This window comes from Nostoc sp. DedQUE12b (genome assembly GCF_034530835.1).
GTDB lineage: Bacteria > Cyanobacteriota > Cyanobacteriia > Cyanobacteriales > Nostocaceae > Nostoc.
On sequence record NZ_JAVRCI010000052.1, the window covers coordinates 31,957 to 50,066 of the forward strand.

19 protein-coding genes and 3 pseudogenes are annotated in these 18,110 nt (G+C 41.4%); 13 read left to right on the plus strand and 9 right to left on the minus strand.

Annotated elements, in window-relative coordinates; all coding sequences use genetic code 11:
* A partial coding sequence (locus tag RMY16_RS22655; protein ID WP_322738243.1) for a hypothetical protein occupies positions 1–205 on the plus strand: 205 nt, incomplete at its 5' end.
* Positions 206–376: 171 nt separating this feature from the next.
* On the opposite strand, the gene ureC is transcribed toward RMY16_RS22655, so the two are convergent.
* Entirely contained in the window at positions 377–2,092 is a 1,716-nt protein-coding gene (gene ureC / locus RMY16_RS22660; RefSeq protein WP_322738244.1) for an urease subunit alpha, read from the minus strand.
* Between the two features lie 91 nt (positions 2,093–2,183).
* Between ureC and RMY16_RS22665 the strand changes: the two genes are divergently transcribed.
* The 3 genes from RMY16_RS22665 (at position 2,184) to RMY16_RS22675 (ending at position 3,247) form a co-directional block, all read left to right on the plus strand.
* Complete coding sequence (locus RMY16_RS22665; protein ID WP_322738245.1) at positions 2,184–2,387, plus strand: hypothetical protein; 204 nt, start codon at positions 2,184–2,186, stop codon at positions 2,385–2,387.
* A 228-nt stretch (positions 2,388–2,615) separates the two neighbouring features.
* Entirely contained in the window at positions 2,616–2,828 is a 213-nt protein-coding gene (locus RMY16_RS22670; protein ID WP_322738246.1) for a hypothetical protein, read from the plus strand.
* Between the two features lie 5 nt (positions 2,829–2,833).
* Positions 2,834–3,247 (plus strand): hypothetical protein, encoded by a 414-nt coding sequence (locus tag RMY16_RS22675; RefSeq protein ID WP_322738247.1) that lies wholly within the window; start codon positions 2,834–2,836, stop codon positions 3,245–3,247.
* Between the two features lie 44 nt (positions 3,248–3,291).
* On the opposite strand, the gene RMY16_RS22680 is transcribed toward RMY16_RS22675, so the two are convergent.
* The 7 genes and pseudogenes from RMY16_RS22680 to RMY16_RS22710 all read right to left on the minus strand — a co-directional run bounded on the left by RMY16_RS22680 (position 3,292) and on the right by RMY16_RS22710 (position 8,015).
* Positions 3,292–3,597: an urease subunit beta gene (locus tag RMY16_RS22680; RefSeq protein WP_322738248.1), complete on the minus strand. Its 306-nt coding sequence runs from the start codon at positions 3,595–3,597 to the stop codon at positions 3,292–3,294.
* 21 nt (positions 3,598–3,618) lie between these two features.
* The gene (gene ureA, locus RMY16_RS22685) at positions 3,619–3,921 is read right to left on the minus strand and encodes an urease subunit gamma (RefSeq protein ID WP_196520369.1); all 303 of its coding nucleotides are present in this window, start codon (positions 3,919–3,921) and stop codon (positions 3,619–3,621) included.
* Positions 3,922–3,946: 25 nt separating this feature from the next.
* Positions 3,947–4,786, minus strand: a complete 840-nt coding sequence (locus RMY16_RS22690; RefSeq protein WP_322738249.1) for an urease accessory protein UreD — start codon at positions 4,784–4,786, stop codon at positions 3,947–3,949.
* A 261-nt stretch (positions 4,787–5,047) separates the two neighbouring features.
* Positions 5,048–5,986 carry an SPL family radical SAM protein gene (locus RMY16_RS22695; RefSeq protein WP_322738250.1) on the minus strand — a complete coding sequence of 313 codons (939 nt, stop codon included), beginning with the start codon at positions 5,984–5,986 and terminating at the stop codon, positions 5,048–5,050.
* A gap of 88 nt (positions 5,987–6,074) precedes the next feature.
* Positions 6,075–6,248: pseudogene (locus tag RMY16_RS22700) on the minus strand (SAM-dependent methyltransferase); the annotation flags it as partial.
* Positions 6,245–6,460 carry a hypothetical protein gene (locus RMY16_RS22705; RefSeq protein ID WP_322738251.1) on the minus strand — a complete coding sequence of 72 codons (216 nt, stop codon included), beginning with the start codon at positions 6,458–6,460 and terminating at the stop codon, positions 6,245–6,247. The pseudogene RMY16_RS22700 and the gene RMY16_RS22705, both read right to left, overlap by 4 nt.
* 172 nt (positions 6,461–6,632) lie before the next feature.
* Positions 6,633–8,015, minus strand: coding sequence for a cytochrome P450 (locus tag RMY16_RS22710; protein WP_322738252.1), 1,383 nt, complete (start codon positions 8,013–8,015; stop codon positions 6,633–6,635).
* Positions 8,016–8,250: 235 nt separating this feature from the next.
* Here RMY16_RS22710 and RMY16_RS22715 point away from each other — a divergent pair, with 235 nt between their 5' ends.
* From RMY16_RS22715 to RMY16_RS22725, 3 genes are read left to right on the plus strand one after another with little or no spacing between them, the layout of a single operon-like run.
* Entirely contained in the window at positions 8,251–8,883 is a 633-nt protein-coding gene (locus tag RMY16_RS22715) for a ParA family protein (RefSeq protein ID WP_099102086.1), read from the plus strand.
* A 2-nt stretch (positions 8,884–8,885) separates the two neighbouring features.
* The gene (locus RMY16_RS22720) at positions 8,886–9,515 is read left to right on the plus strand and encodes a hypothetical protein (RefSeq protein ID WP_322738253.1); all 630 of its coding nucleotides are present in this window, start codon (positions 8,886–8,888) and stop codon (positions 9,513–9,515) included.
* A gap of 16 nt (positions 9,516–9,531) precedes the next feature.
* Complete coding sequence (locus tag RMY16_RS22725; protein ID WP_322738254.1) at positions 9,532–9,915, plus strand: tautomerase family protein; 384 nt, start codon at positions 9,532–9,534, stop codon at positions 9,913–9,915.
* A gap of 266 nt (positions 9,916–10,181) precedes the next feature.
* On the opposite strand, the gene RMY16_RS22730 is transcribed toward RMY16_RS22725, so the two are convergent.
* A complete protein-coding gene (locus tag RMY16_RS22730; RefSeq protein ID WP_322738255.1) occupies positions 10,182–11,075 on the minus strand; it encodes an alpha/beta hydrolase in 894 nt (297 codons plus the stop codon).
* Between the two features lie 302 nt (positions 11,076–11,377).
* Here RMY16_RS22730 and RMY16_RS22735 point away from each other — a divergent pair, with 302 nt between their 5' ends.
* The 6 genes and pseudogenes from RMY16_RS22735 to RMY16_RS22760 form a co-directional block, all read left to right on the plus strand.
* Entirely contained in the window at positions 11,378–11,689 is a 312-nt protein-coding gene (locus tag RMY16_RS22735; protein ID WP_322665486.1) for a BMC domain-containing protein, read from the plus strand.
* 81 nt (positions 11,690–11,770) lie between these two features.
* The gene (locus RMY16_RS22740) at positions 11,771–12,118 is read left to right on the plus strand and encodes a carbon dioxide-concentrating mechanism protein CcmK (protein WP_012409276.1); all 348 of its coding nucleotides are present in this window, start codon (positions 11,771–11,773) and stop codon (positions 12,116–12,118) included.
* Between the two features lie 1,298 nt (positions 12,119–13,416).
* Positions 13,417–14,604, plus strand: a complete 1,188-nt coding sequence (locus tag RMY16_RS22745) for a HetZ-related protein 2 (RefSeq protein ID WP_322665487.1) — start codon at positions 13,417–13,419, stop codon at positions 14,602–14,604.
* A 1,227-nt stretch (positions 14,605–15,831) separates the two neighbouring features.
* Positions 15,832–16,392 (plus strand): annotated as a pseudogene (locus RMY16_RS33100) (pilus assembly protein PilB); the annotation flags it as partial.
* A 188-nt stretch (positions 16,393–16,580) separates the two neighbouring features.
* Positions 16,581–17,264, plus strand: a complete 684-nt coding sequence (locus RMY16_RS22755; protein WP_099101639.1) for a Crp/Fnr family transcriptional regulator — start codon at positions 16,581–16,583, stop codon at positions 17,262–17,264.
* Between the two features lie 145 nt (positions 17,265–17,409).
* Positions 17,410–18,110 (plus strand): annotated as a pseudogene (locus RMY16_RS22760) (peptidase M61); the annotation flags it as partial.

Below are 18,110 nucleotides of genomic sequence, written 5' to 3' on the forward strand. Positions count from 1 at the left end.
TATGCCAATACATCGGCGTGTTATGCCAATACATTGGCGTGTTATGCCAATACATCGGCGTGTTATGCCAATACATCGGTGTGTTATGCCAATACGTTGGCGTGTTATGCCAATACGTTGGCGTGTTATGCCAATACGTTGGCGTGTTATGCCAATACGTTGGCGTGTTACGTTAATGCATCAGAGCGATCGCTCATTCTCCTGACGTGAGATTATCTAAAACTTGCTGAAATTCTGCTGTAGAAGGAATTGCGATCGCACTTTCACCAGAAAGTAGGTGATTCGCTCATTCTCTAGAAGCGATGCCAACTCTTTTGGCAAAACCATTATCCTCTTTCCAAGGATTATCGTAATCAGTAAGTTGCTCGGTCATGAACTAAAACAAAAAGTACCTCTGTGCCATTGGTAAAACTGTCGCAGGTTCACAAATCAGCAACTCACCATCGGCCCTAACTTGGTATGTTTCTGGATCTACTTCAATGTGGGGTAGTGCATCATTCAGCTTCATATCCCGCTTACTCAATTGGCGTGTCCCAGAAACTGCAACTGCTGACTTTTTTAAACCTAGCTGATGAGGAATTTCTTTCTCTAAAGCTGCTTGGGAAACAAAAGTTAATGATGTGGCATGACGCGCACCTGCAAAACTACCAAACATCGGTCGCATATACACTGGTTGCGGTGTGGGAATACTGGCGTTAGCATCGCCCATTTGCGACCATGCAATCATCCCGCCTTTAATCACTATCTCTGGTTTCACGCCAAAAAACGCGGGACGCCACAAACACAAATCTGCTAATTTTCCCTCTTCCACTGAACCTACATATTGAGCAATTCCATGAGCGATCGCAGGATTAATCGTATACTTAGCAACATATCTTTTTGCCCGAAAATTGTCTGCTTTTTGCTCAGTTCCTTGTGGGTTAAGAGTTCCCCGTTGCACCTTCATTTTGTGAGATGTCTGCCAGGTGCGAATTATCACTTCGCCCACTCTTCCCATCGCCTGGGAGTCGGAAGAAATCATGCTAAATGCGCCTAAGTCGTGCAAAATATCTTCAGCAGCAATGGTTTCTCGACGGATGCGAGATTCGGCAAAAGCAACATCTTCAGCGATCGCAGGATCAAGGTGATGGCATACCATCAACATATCCAGGTGTTCGTCTAAGGTGTTGACGGTGTAAGGGCGTGTCGGGTTGGTAGAAGATGGCAGAACGTTAGCTTGGCCGCAAACTTTGATGATATCTGGTGCGTGTCCTCCGCCTGCGCCTTCGGTGTGGTAGGTGTGGATGGTGCGATTCTTGAAAGCGGCGATCGTATCTTCAACAAATCCAGCTTCGTTCAGAGTATCAGTATGAATCGCTACTTGCACATCGTATTCATCGGCAACGCTGAGGCAAGTATCAATTGCTGCGGGTGTGGTTCCCCAGTCTTCATGTAGTTTTAACCCCATTGCACCGGCGGCTACTTGTTCTACAAGTCCTTGGGGTTGACTAGCATTACCTTTGCCCAAAAATCCTAAGTTGACAGGAAAAGCATCAGCAGCTTGTAGCATTCGGTAAATATTCCAAGGGCCGGGGGTGCAGGTAGTGGCATTTGTACCTGTAGCTGGGCCAGTACCGCCGCCAATCATAGTGGTAATTCCAGAAGCGATCGCAACTTCAATTTGTTGGGGACAAATAAAATGAATATGGGCATCGATACCGCCAGCAGTGAGAATCATTCCTTCACCAGCTAAGGCTTCAGTACCGGGGCCGATAATAATATCTACATTATTTTGAATATAAGGATTTCCGGCTTTACCAATTTTGAAAATCTTGCCATCTTTAATGCCGATATCGGCTTTGACAATACCCCACCAATCGAGAATTAAAGCATTAGTAATTACTAAATCTACAGCACCATCGGCGTTAGAAATGGGGGATTGTCCCATTCCGTCTCGGATGACTTTACCGCCGCCGAATTTCACTTCGTCGCCGTAGGTGGTGAAATCTTGTTCAACTTCTATAAATAATTCTGTGTCTGCAAGTCGGATGCGATCGCCTACTGTTGGGCCATAGGTTTCGGCGTAGGCGCGGCGATCCATTCTGTAAGGCATAATGCACTTTTAGTAATCGAGGTTCAAATCGAGTTTAAACACAAAGGGGCGCAGAATACTGTAATAAAAAGTTAAAAAAGAGGAGTAAAACTTGGCTAAGTACAAAGTCACTGTGCGTATAACAGGTGAAGATTACGAAGAAATACGCGGCTTATTTGGGAAAGTTACAAGAAAAGGCACAATGGCAGAAATCACCGTGGAAGTCAACGATCCAGAAACAGCTAAATCTAACGTAAGTCAACTACTGGGTGCGCTGCGTAATCGTTTCCCTCTTTTAGGGGCTACAAAACTGTAATTCAGTTTGTATATTGACTTAACAAAAACAAACCTGATATAAAAATTTACGCAAAAATGTAAAGGCGCTGAGAATCACTCTGCGTCTTTAAACTTTTGCCTGAAATTTCATATTTAAAATCAGCCAGTTTCGTAGTGACTGCCTTGAAAGCTAAGTGATCGCATTTTTCCACAGCTCGGATAATTTGGGTTTATGCTATAAATGAGCGTTGTTGGAGGCTTAGACAGAATGACCCTAGCAGACCTAATTCCTATAGCTCGAAAGCTTTCTCCATCAGAAAAGCTCAAGCTAATTCGCATCCTTGCCGAAGATTTAGATACAGTCGAGGATATTTCTCCATTGGAACCCTCCAAAACCTACGATTTACCTACTCCTTATAATAGCTTTGGGGCTGGTGCAGTCATGATGGAAGCACTCAACTCACAAAATTCCAGTCATTAAGCTGTATGCGGTTCAATTATTCGACTACAAATTCCACTCAAAACGAATTTGATAGTTTACCCAGAATTCCCCTAGTTTTAAGTCGAGAAAATCACAGCATAGAAGCAAATGGTTTAGTTGATAGCGGTGCTACTGTCAATGTTATGCCTTATGAACTAGGGCTTCAGTTGTGTGGGATTTGGGATGAGCGTAAAGCTATTATTCAATTGGCAGGAAATCTCAGCAATCAACCTGCCATACCATTTTTCGCAAGGGCTGAAATTAGCAATCTTCCACCTGTGCAGTTAGTATTTGCATGGGTAAGCAGTCTTAACGCTCCTTTAATTCTTGGACAAACTAATTTTTTTTGGAATTCGATGTTTGTTTTTATCGTTCCAAATTGGAGTTTGAAATTAAACCTATTCAATAAGCTTTTTTAAACGCAAAGGGACGCTAAGGGAAGCACAGAGGTACGCAGAGGTTTTTAGAGGTTTCCGTTAATTTTGGAGTTGAAGCCGTAGACTTGGCGAGTACCAACGAGGGGGATTAGAGTTATTTCTTTTTCGTCGCCTGGTTCAAAGCGAACTGCGGTTCCTGCGGGGATATCGAGGCGCATTCCTCGCGCTTGTTCTCTGTCAAAGTTTAAAGCGGTGTTGACTTCATAAAAGTGATAGTGGGAACCGACTTGTATGGGGCGATCGCCTGTATTTGAAACTTGTAATTTTATAGTTGGACGACCAACATTTAATTCAATTTCACCTGCTGGTGTGATAATTTCTCCAGGAATCATAATAAATTAAAATTTACAAAATTAACGAATGGGATTATGTACTGTTACTAACTTTGTGCCATCAGGAAAAGTTGCTTCTACCTGTACTTCATGAACCATTTCTGATATTCCTTCCATGACATCATCCCGCGTCAATAGAGTTGTACCATAACTCATTAATTCAGCTACAGTTTGCCCATCCCTTGCACCTTCTAAAATAGCTGCGGAAATATAAGCGATCGCTTCAGGATAATTCAGTTTTAAACCCCTTCCTTTACGTCTTTCTGCTAATAAAGCAGCAGTAAAAATTAATAACTTATCTTTTTCCTGCGGCGTAAGTTGCATTCGTACTTCCTCCTCTGTGGTTCGTTTAAATCTGCCACACTCTTGGTATACAATTACCACGATTCAAGAAAGAAACTCGCAGCATCTGCCAAACATCAATAAACCAGTTTCTCACCTCAGATGTGGAAGAACCGCGATATCGACACAATAATCCATGTTGTAACCGACTAACACCCGCTTCTCCTTTCCCATCCCATAAATTTCGCGTTTTTTCGACAATTTCTGCTGAAACTACACCACCAACCCAAACTAGACTACCTACAATTGGTTTTCCAGCCAAGCCGTGGGGACTGTGAAAAATTTCTTCGCTACCCCGTAACCATTGCCGATCAATCCATAAGGGAACATCTCGCTGCCAAATTTCCGTGTGCGATCGCCATTCTCCTTGCAAGAATTTCTCTCCTCTAGCACTGCGACCAAACCGGGTAATTTCCCAGCCTAACCAACTGCCCCCGGTTGCTAATTCTACCCGTAAATCTTGCCGATAAATCGCGTCGTTAAATAAAATTGTCTCTTGCGGCAACCACTCTAAACAAGCGCCAGCGTCAACTTGCATTTGGATGGTTTGTCTAGCTTGTAAGCCATTACTGCGATATATCTTGCTTGCAGCAGCTGTAGTGATTAAGGCTTGGGCTTGCGGTTGGAGGTGGATGTTAGAGGATAAGCGATCGCCTCCCACCATTCCCCCGGCTGTGTGTAAAATTACGCTATGACAAACTTTTTGCCCTTCTGGATAAAATGGGCGTTGTACCTTCAGGGGCGCTTGTTGGCGATCGTAAATTAATTGGGTTTTACCCTGGCGATCGGCATAGACTAAATTAAGTTTGCCATGCCAACCTTCTGCTACTTGCGGATTGCAGGTCATTTATAAATTCAAGATTAAAGTTCAGATATCTTATATTTCTTTAATATATTCTCTGTTACTTTGCCTGCAATTCATCATAATTTTTTCGCCAATATTACATAATCATCTAATGTATGAAGTTTATCCCTAAACAATTTTTCTAACCATGAGAATCTTGCGCCTGATTTTTGAATCTCTTGCAATAGTTGGACTGCACGTCGGATATCCCCGCGTTTTCAAGAGAATTTTAACTGCTGACTTTGCCACCGATTTACGATAAGATTATTCATAACCAAATCCCTCTTTGCCTTCCATAATTTCTACACCTGGAAGCCGAGAAACTAAGTTTTGCTTAAATTTCATATAACTTAATTTCTCATCCTCATACCACCAAGCGTATTTTTGCTTAATTTCTTCAGCTTCTTGACGAGTTGATGCTACAAGAGAACGACTCTGGCTAGAATGGAAAGATTGAATTACAATCCTATCGGCAATGGCTAGTTTTTCAAAAAAAGCAGCTTCATCAGTTGCTAAAGTAGGAAGTAGAGGGGTAATAGTGATAGTAATTTTAGGAAGAAAACCTTTAAAATAATCAATACTTTGTTTTATTTTAGTGATAGCATTTAGTCTGGCTTTAATACTGGGCGATCGCGGTTCAAAATCTTTTCTCACTAATTCGCTCCCAGTGGGAATACTCATATTAATTCGCAATCGCTTAAATCGTTGTAAATAATCAAAATCTCTAGTAATAATTGGGCTACGAGTTTGAATCACCAAAGTTGGAGTTGGATAACCGTCAATCCCCATATCTAGCATTACCTCCAACAACCGACGAGTCAGCTGATGTTTAGACTCAAGTGGTTGATAAGGATCGGTAACGCTACTCATGTATATACTAGGAGGAGTCTGAGGATTTTTTTCATACCATTTTTTTAATTCTTTCGCTAAAATCTCAGCAGAATTTTCCTTAAAAATTACCCATTTACCCCAATCTTGGCGCATTTGAGCATTAGGGGTAAATGCAGCAGCATAGCAATAACTACAACCGTATTGACATCCCCTGTAAGGATTTAGAGTAAAATCATAATTACCAATAAAGCCAGTAGCTTTTGTTAAGAGTGATTTCGCATTTTGGGCATAAACATTGACATCTCCAAATTTTTCTCTAACTAATTTGGTAGGAATGCATTCGCAATAACCTTCATATTTTGGTTGTGCCATGTGAATCCTGATATTTATTGAGAGGGAATTAACACACCCTACTTATTATGATTCTCATTTTTACTTTTAAATTGCTTTACCAAGGTGTACCAATATCTGCTGCTACGAGTTGTGAATTTTCACCTAATCCTTCCAAGATAATATTAATCGCATCTGCGGGATAAGTTGGTCGATATTTTACATAATCCTTTGCTCTGTCAGAAAATCGGTTGAGTGGGTTTAAGGTATGTAAGGAGATTGTTTCAGGATTAATTTTGCTCATGGGTTTTTATGGAAAAGTAAAAATGAACCATTGGGATAGTCTTGTTCATTTGGTGTTAATTTACCTTTATCAATTAAAGAATCAATGACTTCTTGCGTAGCCACTAATTCTTCTTCAGAAGTTACGGGACGAGGAAGAAAAAATTTGAGTAATTCAATATACGTTTTAGTAATAGGTGTTCCAGGGGTCTTGCCATATATCTGAGCAGGCAAGTTTGTGCATTAGAGTGCTTTTCCCAGAATTTAACAAGTCTTGCACAACTGATAATGTGCATAAATTTTTAGTACATAGTATTTTTTCATGTGAGTGTTTATTGATCGAACACGAGATTATATTAGCAACTTGCGAAGTTAGGGTGGGGATTAAAATGCCCACCCTACTTACCTAAACTAGCGCTGGTGTATTCACACGCTTAACTTGAGGTGTTGCAACCATCCTCATTCCAGCGGGTGCGGCTAAAGTTAACCCACGGCGCACAGGACGCACAGGACGTTTATTCATTCGCGAAACTTGAAATTCTGACAAAACAGTTGCCAAGACGATTTTCATTTCATACTGGGCAAATGCCATCCCTATACAGCGACGATTACCGCCACCAAAGGGTAAATATTCATAAGGTGAATATTGTCTTTCTAAAAAGCGTTCTGGTTTGAACTGTTTGGATTGTGGGTAAACTTCTTCCCGATGATGCGCTAAATAAATGCTAGGGACTATTGCTGTTCCCTCTTGCAGTTCGTAGCCCATAATTGTAATTGGGGTCTTTACTATCCGCGGGAAAGCAGTCATGACAATTGGGTAAAGTCGCAATGTCTCTTGGCAAACTGCTGTCAAATAAGGCAATTTACCTACACTACTCAAATCGTGGTTAACTCCAATGGTGTTGAGTTCCTTTAGCAACTTCTCACGCACCTCTGGTAAACGATCAATCCAGTAAAAAGCCCACGTCAATGCTGAAGCGGTAGTTTCATGTCCCGCAACTAGCAGTGTCATTAACTCGTCGTGTAATTCTTCATCTGACATCCCTTGACCATCGTCGTAACGAGCCGCCATCATCAAACTTAGGATATCTTGGCGATTTTGATCGGCTTGGTCCCGACGTTCTCGAAGTAAGCCATAAATCAGTCGATCGATTTTTTGCCGTTGTTGCAGAACCCAACCCCACGGACTCCACGCACCGAAATCTTTTTGCATGAACTGGAAAAAGAAGGCGCTGGACATTATGGGCGAAGTGATAAAGTCTAATAAGTCACTTAGCGATCGCCTCAGTTCTTCAAACAGCTGTCCATCATTCAAACCAAATACAACCCGCAGAATAACACGCAAGGTAATTTCTTGCATCGACTCACGGATCTTAAAAGGCTTACCAATTTGCCATTCATTAGTCACCTGTCGGGTTATTTCCCGAATTTCCTCGCCGTAAGCCCGCATCCTTTCGCCATGAAAAGGAGGAGCTAAGAGTTGGCGTTGGCGCTGGTGGCGATCGCCATCCGCTAACATAAAAGAGCGATCGCCAAGTAAAAATTTTAGTCCTGTGTTCCCCCTCCCAACCTCAAAATGACTGGAATCAGCAGTAAAAATCTGCTCAAGTGCTTGGGGTTGACTAAAATACACAAGATGGTTATCAGAGCGACTACTCCTGATCGTAAAAGTGTCACCGTAGATTTGGGCAAAATCATCCACATATTTCACTGGCTGAGTAATAAACTTGATCATCCTCAGCCAGCGCGGCATTTGAGGCCCATCAGGCAAATTGTAAGTAGTTGTCATAGAACTTTGTGGAGTTGATGGCTTCTGAATTTTATTGTTACGACTTTTCATGTTACTTAAGGTTACAGAAAGCGGTATATTCATGATTGGGGACTAGAGACTGGAAACTGGGAACTGAAAAGAAGATAAAGAGGATAATAATAACTCTTGTACAGACGCGATTAATCGCGTCTCTCCTAACTCAGCACTCAGCACTCCTAACTCAGCACTCAAGAGGCAGCATCGGAAGTAAGCAGTGCCAAAAATCATCGCTATTCTCAACGGTAAAGGAGGAGTCGGTAAAACGACTACCGCAGTCAATCTGGCTGCAAACTTTGCGAAGAAAAAAAAGGTGCTGCTGATTGATGCAGATATTCAAGGTTCTGCCAGTTGGTGGTTTGGGCGCAGTCAGCAGGGAATGGGATTTGATTTATCTCAAGAAACCGATCCCGCACTTTTAAGTGATTTAGCAAAGATAACAGGTTACGATTTAGTAGTGGTGGATACACCTCCCGCCCTGCGCTCTGAAGCATTAGTGGCGGTAGTTGCGATCGCAGATTATCTAGTTTTGCCTACACCCCCATCTGCAATGGATTTAGCAATCCTCGTGGAAACAGTCAAGGAAGCCGTCATCCCCTTGGGAACCCCCCATCGGGTATTGCTCACCAAAGTCGATACGCGCAGTCTGGGGGAAGCGCAAGAAGCAAAAAATACTCTTACTCGCTTAGGTATTCCTACTTGTAATACCTTCATCCGTGCCTATAAAGCTCATGAACGAGCGGCACTCGAAGGTGTAGCGATTACTCAATGGCGAGGTGGAAACGCACGGGAGGCGGAATTAGACTACCGCCGTGCAGCTGATGAATTACAGCGTGATTGGAGAAAATAATAATGGCTAGGAAACAAAGTCTCTCTGACTTACTACAAGAAGAGGCGCAAAAATTTACACCCCCAGAAGGTGAATCTGCGATCGAAGTTACAGCAGAAAAAATTGTCGAAGAACAAGCTTCAGATGATGAGGAATCGTTAGGACAACCACTTGAGCCAACTTCTACTAAGCGCACAAGTCCCACGAAAGCTGATTTAGAAGCAACTGTCAAAGAGTTGACAAGTAATCTAGAAACAAGCCACAAAAAAGAAGCATCTCTTGAACAAGAAATTACTGATTTGCAATCAAAATTATCTAAACAAAAAACTTTTGTATCCGAACAAAAATCATTACTAGAACAGCTAACAAAAGAACTTGATGAAACCAAAAAAACAGCACTGCAACTTGCAGAAGCAAATTCCCAGCTTATAGAAGAAATTAATTCTTTAAAACAAAAAGCAGGACAAAAAGCAGAAGAAAAATCTAAACTTGTTGTCAAAGAAACGAGCGCGATCAAACCAGTAAAAGACCACTACAATCCACTTAACTACAAAAAATCACATCGGTCATCGGAAACACTAGCTCAAAATCAACCACAAAATCAACCAAATGAGTATCCTGAAAGTTCTAATGAGATGTGGTTACTTGACTAGAGTCAGTTAAAGGTTAATGGTACAAATCAAAATCTATGGCACTGCTTCATTTATCTGTCATTCTCGCAGTGCCATTTCTGACACAATTCATTCTTGTGTTGTTGAAGCTTTAGTATATCCTCAAGACAAGCGTTTCCATCGGTTCTTTCCTCTCGAACCCGATGATTTCATCTACCCTTCAGGACGTTCAGAGAAATACATCATCATTGAGATTAGTATGTTTGAGGGACGCACTATTGAAACGAAAAAGAAATTAATTAGGTTGTTGATTTCTGGCTTATCTGAACAAGTTGCAATTGCACCTATAGATATAGAAATCACGATTACAGAAACCCCAAAACACAACTGGGGTATCCGGGGAACAACAGGAGATGAATTAAACCTAAATTACCAAGTGTAAGTGTAAATTTTTGGAGCTTGTAGGGTGGGCATTATAATGCCCACTTTAATGCAAGACAGTTTTGCGTTAGCGTTCGCGTTGGCGAAGCCTCTCGAAGAGAAGCGTCTCGTAGAGAAGCTCACCGGAGGTATCGCTCTAGCTACATTCCCTAAAATTATGTGAAAGTAACACGATTAAAGAAAAAAATAGTAGCTATGACAGAAGCCATTAGCAACAGTTGAAAAGCTTTCCAGATCGCCGTTACAGAAAAATTATTGAGAGTTGAGCTATCTTTCAACTCGAAAGTCTAAAATATGCTTTGCGGTGATTTGTGGTTGTTCCAAGTGTGGGAGATGACCACAATCTTGAATCCACGTGAGAGTACTATGTGGAATTGCCCTTTTAAATCTCATAGCATCCTTAGTACCCAAAATTCTATCAGAATCGCCCCACAAAATTAGCGTTTGTTGCACAATTTTTGATATAGCTGTGAATCTAAAAGCACTGTAACCACCACTTTTAGTGAATGAAATTACAGCTTGATGCCAACTCGGCATTTGTAAATGTAATGCTCCACAACATAACGCATCAATAGAGGCAAGAGTTTGATTTTTATATCCAATGCGAGAAACGCGATCGCGCACCTTCATATTACTCAAAAACTGAGTTGCTAAATAATCTAATGGGGGAAACATGAATTTGCTCAATGGCGAACCACCCGCTAACCCCGCACTATCAATTAACACCAGCTTTTTGACTGCTTCTGGATAAGCCAGTGTAAAATCAATCGCCGTCGCACCCCCCATTGAAGCGCCCACTAAAATTACAGGTTGGTTAATTAGGCTTTTCCAGAAATAATAAAGATGGGTTTTAATCGCTGTTGGGCTATAGGCAATTCCAGAAAGTCTATCTGTAAACCCAAAACCTAATAAATCCACTGCCCAAGTTTCATTATCTTCAGAAAGTAGTGGCAAAAGCCGCCGAAATTCTAATACAGAACTGTCAAAGCCGTGAATTAATAAAATGGGAGTTCCACTACACCCTTGCTTGACAAATGTTGTAGTAACTGGTTGATTAGTTAAAGGAGTAGCGATCGCAGTTGTTTGAATACTCCGAGCTAGTGCGATCGAAGTAAGTTCTGTGAGTTGCTCAACTGCCGTAGGAAGAAAATTCGGAAACATAAATTTCAGTTTATCGTACTAGCTTGCTTTCACCCATAACTGATTTTGTTAAACGATAAAGTTATACAACCTAAGATGCTCAAGTATTATTTGTAATATATATATAAAATATAAGCTAGGGAATATTAAAATATTCTAACTCCCACAGACGCGACTAATCGCTTACAGGACAGACACAATTAATCGCATCTCTACTCTCCAAAAAAAATATGGCATCAAAGAAAGTTTTCCAAAATGTCAAAATTGGGACTAAAGCCACGTACAATTAAAATCGCTTATCCCTTAATCCAGGAGCTAATGCCATGCCAATGGCGGTTGGCGTAATTGAAACTTTAGGTTTTCCGAGTGTCTTAGCAGCAGCAGATGCAATGGTAAAAGCTGCCGCAGTTACAATTGTGTATTATGGTCAAGCGGAAAGCGCTCGCTTGTTAGTCGCCGTCCGGGGACAGGTTTCTGAAGTAAATAGAGCTGTTGAAGCCGGAATCGCGGCTGGAGAGGAAGTAAAGGTTGGTACAGTAATTACCCACTACATCGTTCCCAATCCTCCAGAAAATGTCGAAACCATATTGCCAATCCATTTCACTGAAGAATCAGAACCTTTCCGCATCTTCTAAGCAATTTTGCTATCAAAATCTGTAGCGAAGCTTCGTACAATTAACTTGTAGCCCCCAGTTTGTTCATACAGGAGATTAATAATGTCATTACAGGCAGTTGGAGCACTTGAAACTAAAGGTTTTCCTGCGGTGCTAGCAGCAGCAGATGCTATGGTAAAAGCTGGTCGAGTTACCCTTGTTGGTTATATCAGAGTAGGTAGCGCTCGTTTTACAGTTAATATTCGTGGCGATGTTTCTGAAGTAAAAGCCGCTATGGCTGCCGGTGTTGAAGCCGCAGAAAATGTTTATGGCGGTACACTTGAATCTTGGGTGATTATTCCTCGTCCCCATGAAAACGTTGAAGCTGTTCTACCAATTGCTTATACAGAACAAGTCCAAGGTTATCGAGAATCTGTAGAAAATCCCATTGTTAGATCGAACAATCGATGATTTAACCCCCTGCGGGGGAATTCAAAACAAAAACTTCCCATAGATGAATTTAAAGAGAAGTTTATTGTCAGGCTTCTGACTATCAAAACTTTAGAGAAATGCATTCCTCCTTTTTTTAGATTTGGCATAAGTTGAATTTTGAAGCAGAGGCAAAGCAAGAGTCAGAGTCAATAGTCAAAACCAATATTGACTGTTGACTATTGATTTTTCGGAATATAAAAGTTTTAAGAATAACTTACCAATACGAAATGTATATTTGTGACAGAAGCTAATTTAAAAAAAGAAATTTGCCTATCAATCCCTACTATCAACAATGGCGATCGCAGAATATTTGTGTGATGTTGAGGCGGGATACAATGATAGACATGGCTGAGACCCTTGTTTTTGTTAGATATTTTTAGTCTCAGCTTTTTTTTGTACTCTTTTTCCCTATTCTCAATAATTCTTTGTCTTCTATACCAAGTCAATTGCTCTTATTCTTTTCATGGCAAGCTTTTTGCTTTTGCGATCGCCGTCGAACTCACGTTAAATAGAATAGTGAGACTAATTCCACGCTATGCCGATAGTATTTATCTAAGATTTTATACAACGACTTATTAAACAACCTTTTACAGGCTGTTTTACGTATATAGCGTTTACTAATCACATGAGGTACATCATATTCCCCTCCTCGCTTGCGGGGAGGGGGTTGGGGGTGGGGTTCTTGTACCTCACTCAACTGAGAACCGCTGTATACGCTTAAGCAAAATCATAAAAGATTACAAAGATGGACTGAACACGATTCAGTTAAAGCCCAATCCTCCTTGAAAAACAGAGAATTAAGCCAATTTATCAGAGGAGTTAGGAAATCTTTAGATCCAAATTTCATGAACACTAGGTATATTGAGATTCAACTAAATATTTTACTACGTAAGGGTTTGTACATAGTTGAAACTTATACTGGTGAAATAACGTCCAACTTTGAGTTAAATTAGATTCGTTCCTCGGATCTGTTACAAAATGTCAGATTTACCCAATCCATTTTGTGAAAGGTGTATCCTCCACACTTTAAGCAGAGTTCTGTTCTCAACTAAAAAACATAACTTTACAAAAAATTTAAATTGGCATAATGCCCCAAATGCCTGATATATATTGGTTTTTGACTTTTTGAAGTAAAAGCAAAGCATCAATGTAGAAATTTCTGCATAATTTTAATGAATTCAGACGTAATAAAAGTAGAATCACTGAGCTATTTTCATGAAATTCATGAAATTCGTGAAATCTGGGGCAGCTGCCAGTTAAACAATTAGGTGGGACGAATGGGGGTTGTGATGCAAACTTCAAAATTGAGTTTCGAGGAATGCAATCTCACTATGACAATAAATGTGGAAAAACTGGCTCTAGATTGGCAAAAGCGTTTGGCTGGGGAATGTCCAGACCAAAATGAAGCCGCGAGGCAAAGCATTATTCTCTGGCTGTTGGGATCTGACTCAAAACGGTTCGATCTGTATAATCCTAAAGAATTTGATATCGCCAAGCAAGCGATGGAATATCGCTGGAGGATTTTACGTCAACGCTACTTGGGGCTGGGGCGAGAACGTGCTTATCGCAACTTGATAACCCGATTGGGGAGTTTAGTAACATTACGGAATAAGATTCAGACTTGGGTTTCCCTCAGCCGCGATCGCCAGCGCAGTGTGATGGATGTATTACAAGAAGTACTCCAAGAATTACTCCAAAACGACAGCCAGATGCAACAGCAAATGGCTGATATTGCCAAATATACAACCGATAGAAGATTGGGAGATGCTCTGTTATTTGCCAGTTTAGAAGAATATTGTCTGCGGCCAGTACGGAATCAACCCCTATTAGCTTACCGATTTGTGAATTATTTGCGTCGCACTCAGCGCGGTGGTTTAACCCAAGTGCCAGGGCGTGATTTGGTTCGACTAGTGTCAGAAGAAGTTCTCACAGACGACAGTGACAATCGAGTTAACTTAGTCGATAGTCAGGCGATCGCAGAATATCAAGAAGCACAACAAATAGAGGAACAACAGGTGCTGCGCCAGACAGTACAAAAAGAATTTGAAAATTATTTACAAGAAAATCTCGGCGCAGAAGCAGTGGAATGGCTACAGCTGTATCTGCAAGGTAAATCCCAGGAAGAGATCGCCAAAAGGCTGAATAAGCAAACTAAAGAAGTCTACCGTCTGCGAGAAAAAATTAGTTACCATGCTGTACGTGTTTTTGCCCTCAAAGGTAAACCAGAACTCGTAGATAGCTGGCTCTCAATTTCCTTGCAAGAACATAACTTGGGATTAACGCAAAACCAATGGGAGCAACTGGATGATAAATTAACTCCTCTAGGGCGGCAGATCCTAAATTTGCGGAGAGCGGGTAATTCAATAGAAGCCATAGCTCAACAGTTAAAACTCAAAACCCATCAAGTACTAGGCGAATGGACCAAAGTCTATCTTGCAGCCCAAGCTTTAAGAACCCAGGAGTAGCCTGTAGTGGGAAATTCAGCATGGGGGAGTGGGGAGCAGCACTTCGGCTCTTTTCGACTTCGCTACCTCGGCTCCGCTTCCATCAAGTGACTTATATTGAGCTTGTCCTGAGCGTAGGCGTTGGCGTGGTAACAGAGCGTAGTCGTACCACTTGCCTACGGCACCCTTTGCGAACGTGGAAGCAAGCTACGCGCAACGTCTCGTAGAGAAGGGCATAGTCGAAGTAAGTCGAGATGCTCGGCACAAGTCAAGGTAAGTCGCTCAGTGGCCGAGCAGCAGGGGATACAAGGGCACAAGGAGATAAACAAAACTCAGCACTGGCTCAACCCTAGCTATCCGCTAACAGCACTCTTTTACCCAATTCTCAGTATTATCCCCAGTCTCTAATCTAAAATTCATCTTCTACTTACATTTACTTAAGTATATATAATTGAAATTTTAACAATCTAACAAAGTATCTTTATTAACTACCTATTGAATTAGAGGCAAAATATAAGTAAACACCAACGAATCAAATCTATGTTGTCTTCAAAGGGTGAACTAAATGATACAGCAGCAAATGGACAGCAAATGCTAACTGCCGCTCAAACTAAGTGGGAGGAAAAAGGCGATCGCGAACAAATATTCCACCTAATCGATCATCTTTTGTCCTTTGAAGCTTGCCTCTACCACCAAATTTTGCCCTTTGGATTAGAAGATAAAAACCTCTTGCTAGGCATGGTTCATCCACAAGAGAGCGAAGCCCTAGATTACGTTGGTCGCATTTTATCTTCTATCAATTGCACAATGGTGATTGAGGCGATCGCAGCCGATGCCCACCGCAGAATACTATCAGCCTACCTCAACCATAAGAATACATCTCAGCTCGATGCCCAACAAGTGCATCAGTCAACAGTGGACTTTCCCCCAACAAATAGTCCAGCTATGATTGCTGACACACCTAGCCCTTCCCTAAATGCCGACTCGGAATCTAATCAACAACCGATATTAATGGTGTTTCAGACACAAAAGCGTCAAAATTCTGGACAGCGGGTAGACTTGCCTCTTATCCCAGAGCTAGACCAATCATCTCAATCTACAACGTTCTTCACCCCTATTTCCAGAACTCAAGCGGAAGAGAATTCTGAAACCACATCATCAAACAATTTACCTATTTTTCCCACACAAGCTTCTGAGCTACTGAGTTCGATTGAGTTGCTAACGACACTACCACCAAAAAAATTACTAGAAGAATTACTAGGGCGAATCTTGGCTGGGGGAATTGGTCGGCTGTACTTAGAAAGACAAGCTTACGAAGGCAGAATACTGTGGAGTGACAATGGAGTTTTGCAGTCTGTATTAGAAAAACTGCCGCTCTCAGTTTTTCAAGGAGTACTGAATGAATTAAAGCGGTTTGCTTCCCTGCCTGTAGCCACGCTTGCAGAGCCAAAACAGGTAGAAAAGGAATACGTGTATCAAAAAAATCGCTTATTATTACGCTTACGAGTCATGCCGGGAATCTACGGCGAAGAGGCAACACTCCAAGTATTGCGGGGAGCAGCATTAAAATTCTATCAACAACAACAATTGACGCGTATAAGCCGCGATGCTTTAGGAATTTCTCAGCAACTAAGTATAAAGTTACATGAACTACAAGAACAACTTTTACTAAATCCTAGCCTTGATTCTCAGCAATTAGAGGCTTTAGTTACCCTGAATCAATTAGTGAAAAATTTAGACCAACAGATCAAAATACTGGCACTAGATAACAATCCACCAACAAAGAGTAAATCATCCGTCAGTAAGTGAAAACGCTGATTTCGTTAGCATACATAATTGTTATGTTGTAATGGAATTCTAGACTGATAAAGCTTAGAGATTCATCTCCAAATAAATACAAATTTTGCGATCGTCTTCTGAGTAAGATTACGGTTTAAACAAACTTAATAGTAGCAAAGTTAGTTTCCCCTCTTAAATCCTATTGTTGCAAATATTTCATGTTAACTGAGGTTTTTAGTGAACTTTTCCCCTTAATGAGTACAGCCAATCCACAGACTTTGGAATGGCTACTCAACGTTGCAATTGAACATGAATACCCATCTGGGCGAGCCGTTGTGATGGAAGATGCCTGGGGTAACGCCGTTTACTTCGTGGTTTCTGGTTGGGTCAAAGTCCGGCGTACCGTCGGGGAAGATTCAGTAGCTTTGGCAATTTTTGGGCGTGGTGATTTTTTTGGAGAAATGGCAATTTTGGATGAATCTCCACGCTCAACTGATGTCATTGCCCTTTCACCCGTGAAGTTGCTTAGTATCTCCAGAGAGCGATTTATTCAAATATTATTTAAAGATCCGCAGTTACATCACCGCATGTTGCAACTGATGGTGCGGCGATTGCGGCAAATTAACGTGCGCTTGCAAATGCGGTCTTCACCACCAGCAGTAAAACTCGCCCATACTCTAGTGACTTTAGGTGAAAGCTATGGTCAGGAATCAGACTTAGGAAGAGAAATTTTTAACATTCCCTTTAAAGATTTAGCAGAGGTGACAGAAATCGGTGTTGAAGAAACCACCAAAATCATGGAAAAGCTGCATGAAAAAGGGTGGATAAAAATTGATAGCGCCAACAACATTACTTATCTTGTGAACTTCAAACAGTTGATGAACTTGGCTGGCAAAGTGTGATTTTTTTATCCGATTCTCTATGAGACGCTCCACGTAGCTTGCTTCTTTTGGATGATGACGAACGAAAGACGGTTTGTGTGCGATGTTAAAAACAAATTTGTCATGATGGGAAAATTACCCATTGATTATTAACTCAGCACGCAAAATGACTGAAGCAACAGCAACTCGCCCCAACACCTACGCCCAAGAAACTGAGCCAACGATTCATTACCTGGTGGCAATGTCCCAACCAGAAACCCATCTGTTTGAGGTTACTTTACACCTTGCCGATTATTCCTCACCGATTCTCGATTTAAAACTGCCAGTGTGGACACCCGGTTCCTATTTAGTCCGGGAATATGCCAAGAATTTACAGGATTTTGAGGCTTTTGCAGAGAATAAGCCTTTAACTTGGCGGAAGATCGGTAAAAATCACTGGCAGATAGACAAAATAGATGTTTCAGAATTAACTGTACGTTACCGCATTTTTGCCAATGAGCTATCGGTACGAACAAATCACTTAGATAGCAGCCACGGTTATTTTAATGGTGCGGCACTATTTTTTAGAATACCTGGCTGGGATAAGCAACCTATTCGCGTCACCATCGTACCACCACAGCCGGAATGGCAAGTAACTACTGCTTTACCACCCGTTGGTGAAGAAACGAATACTTTCTTAGCTGGCGATTTTGATACTCTAGTGGATACTCCCTTTGAGATTGGTAGCCACCAATTGTATAAATTTGAGGTGTTAGGAAAACCCCATGAATTGGCAATCTGGGGACAGGGAAATTTCCAAGCCCAGCAGATGATTGCTGATATCCAAAAAATTATTCAGGTAGAAGCACAGATGTTCGGCGGTTTGCC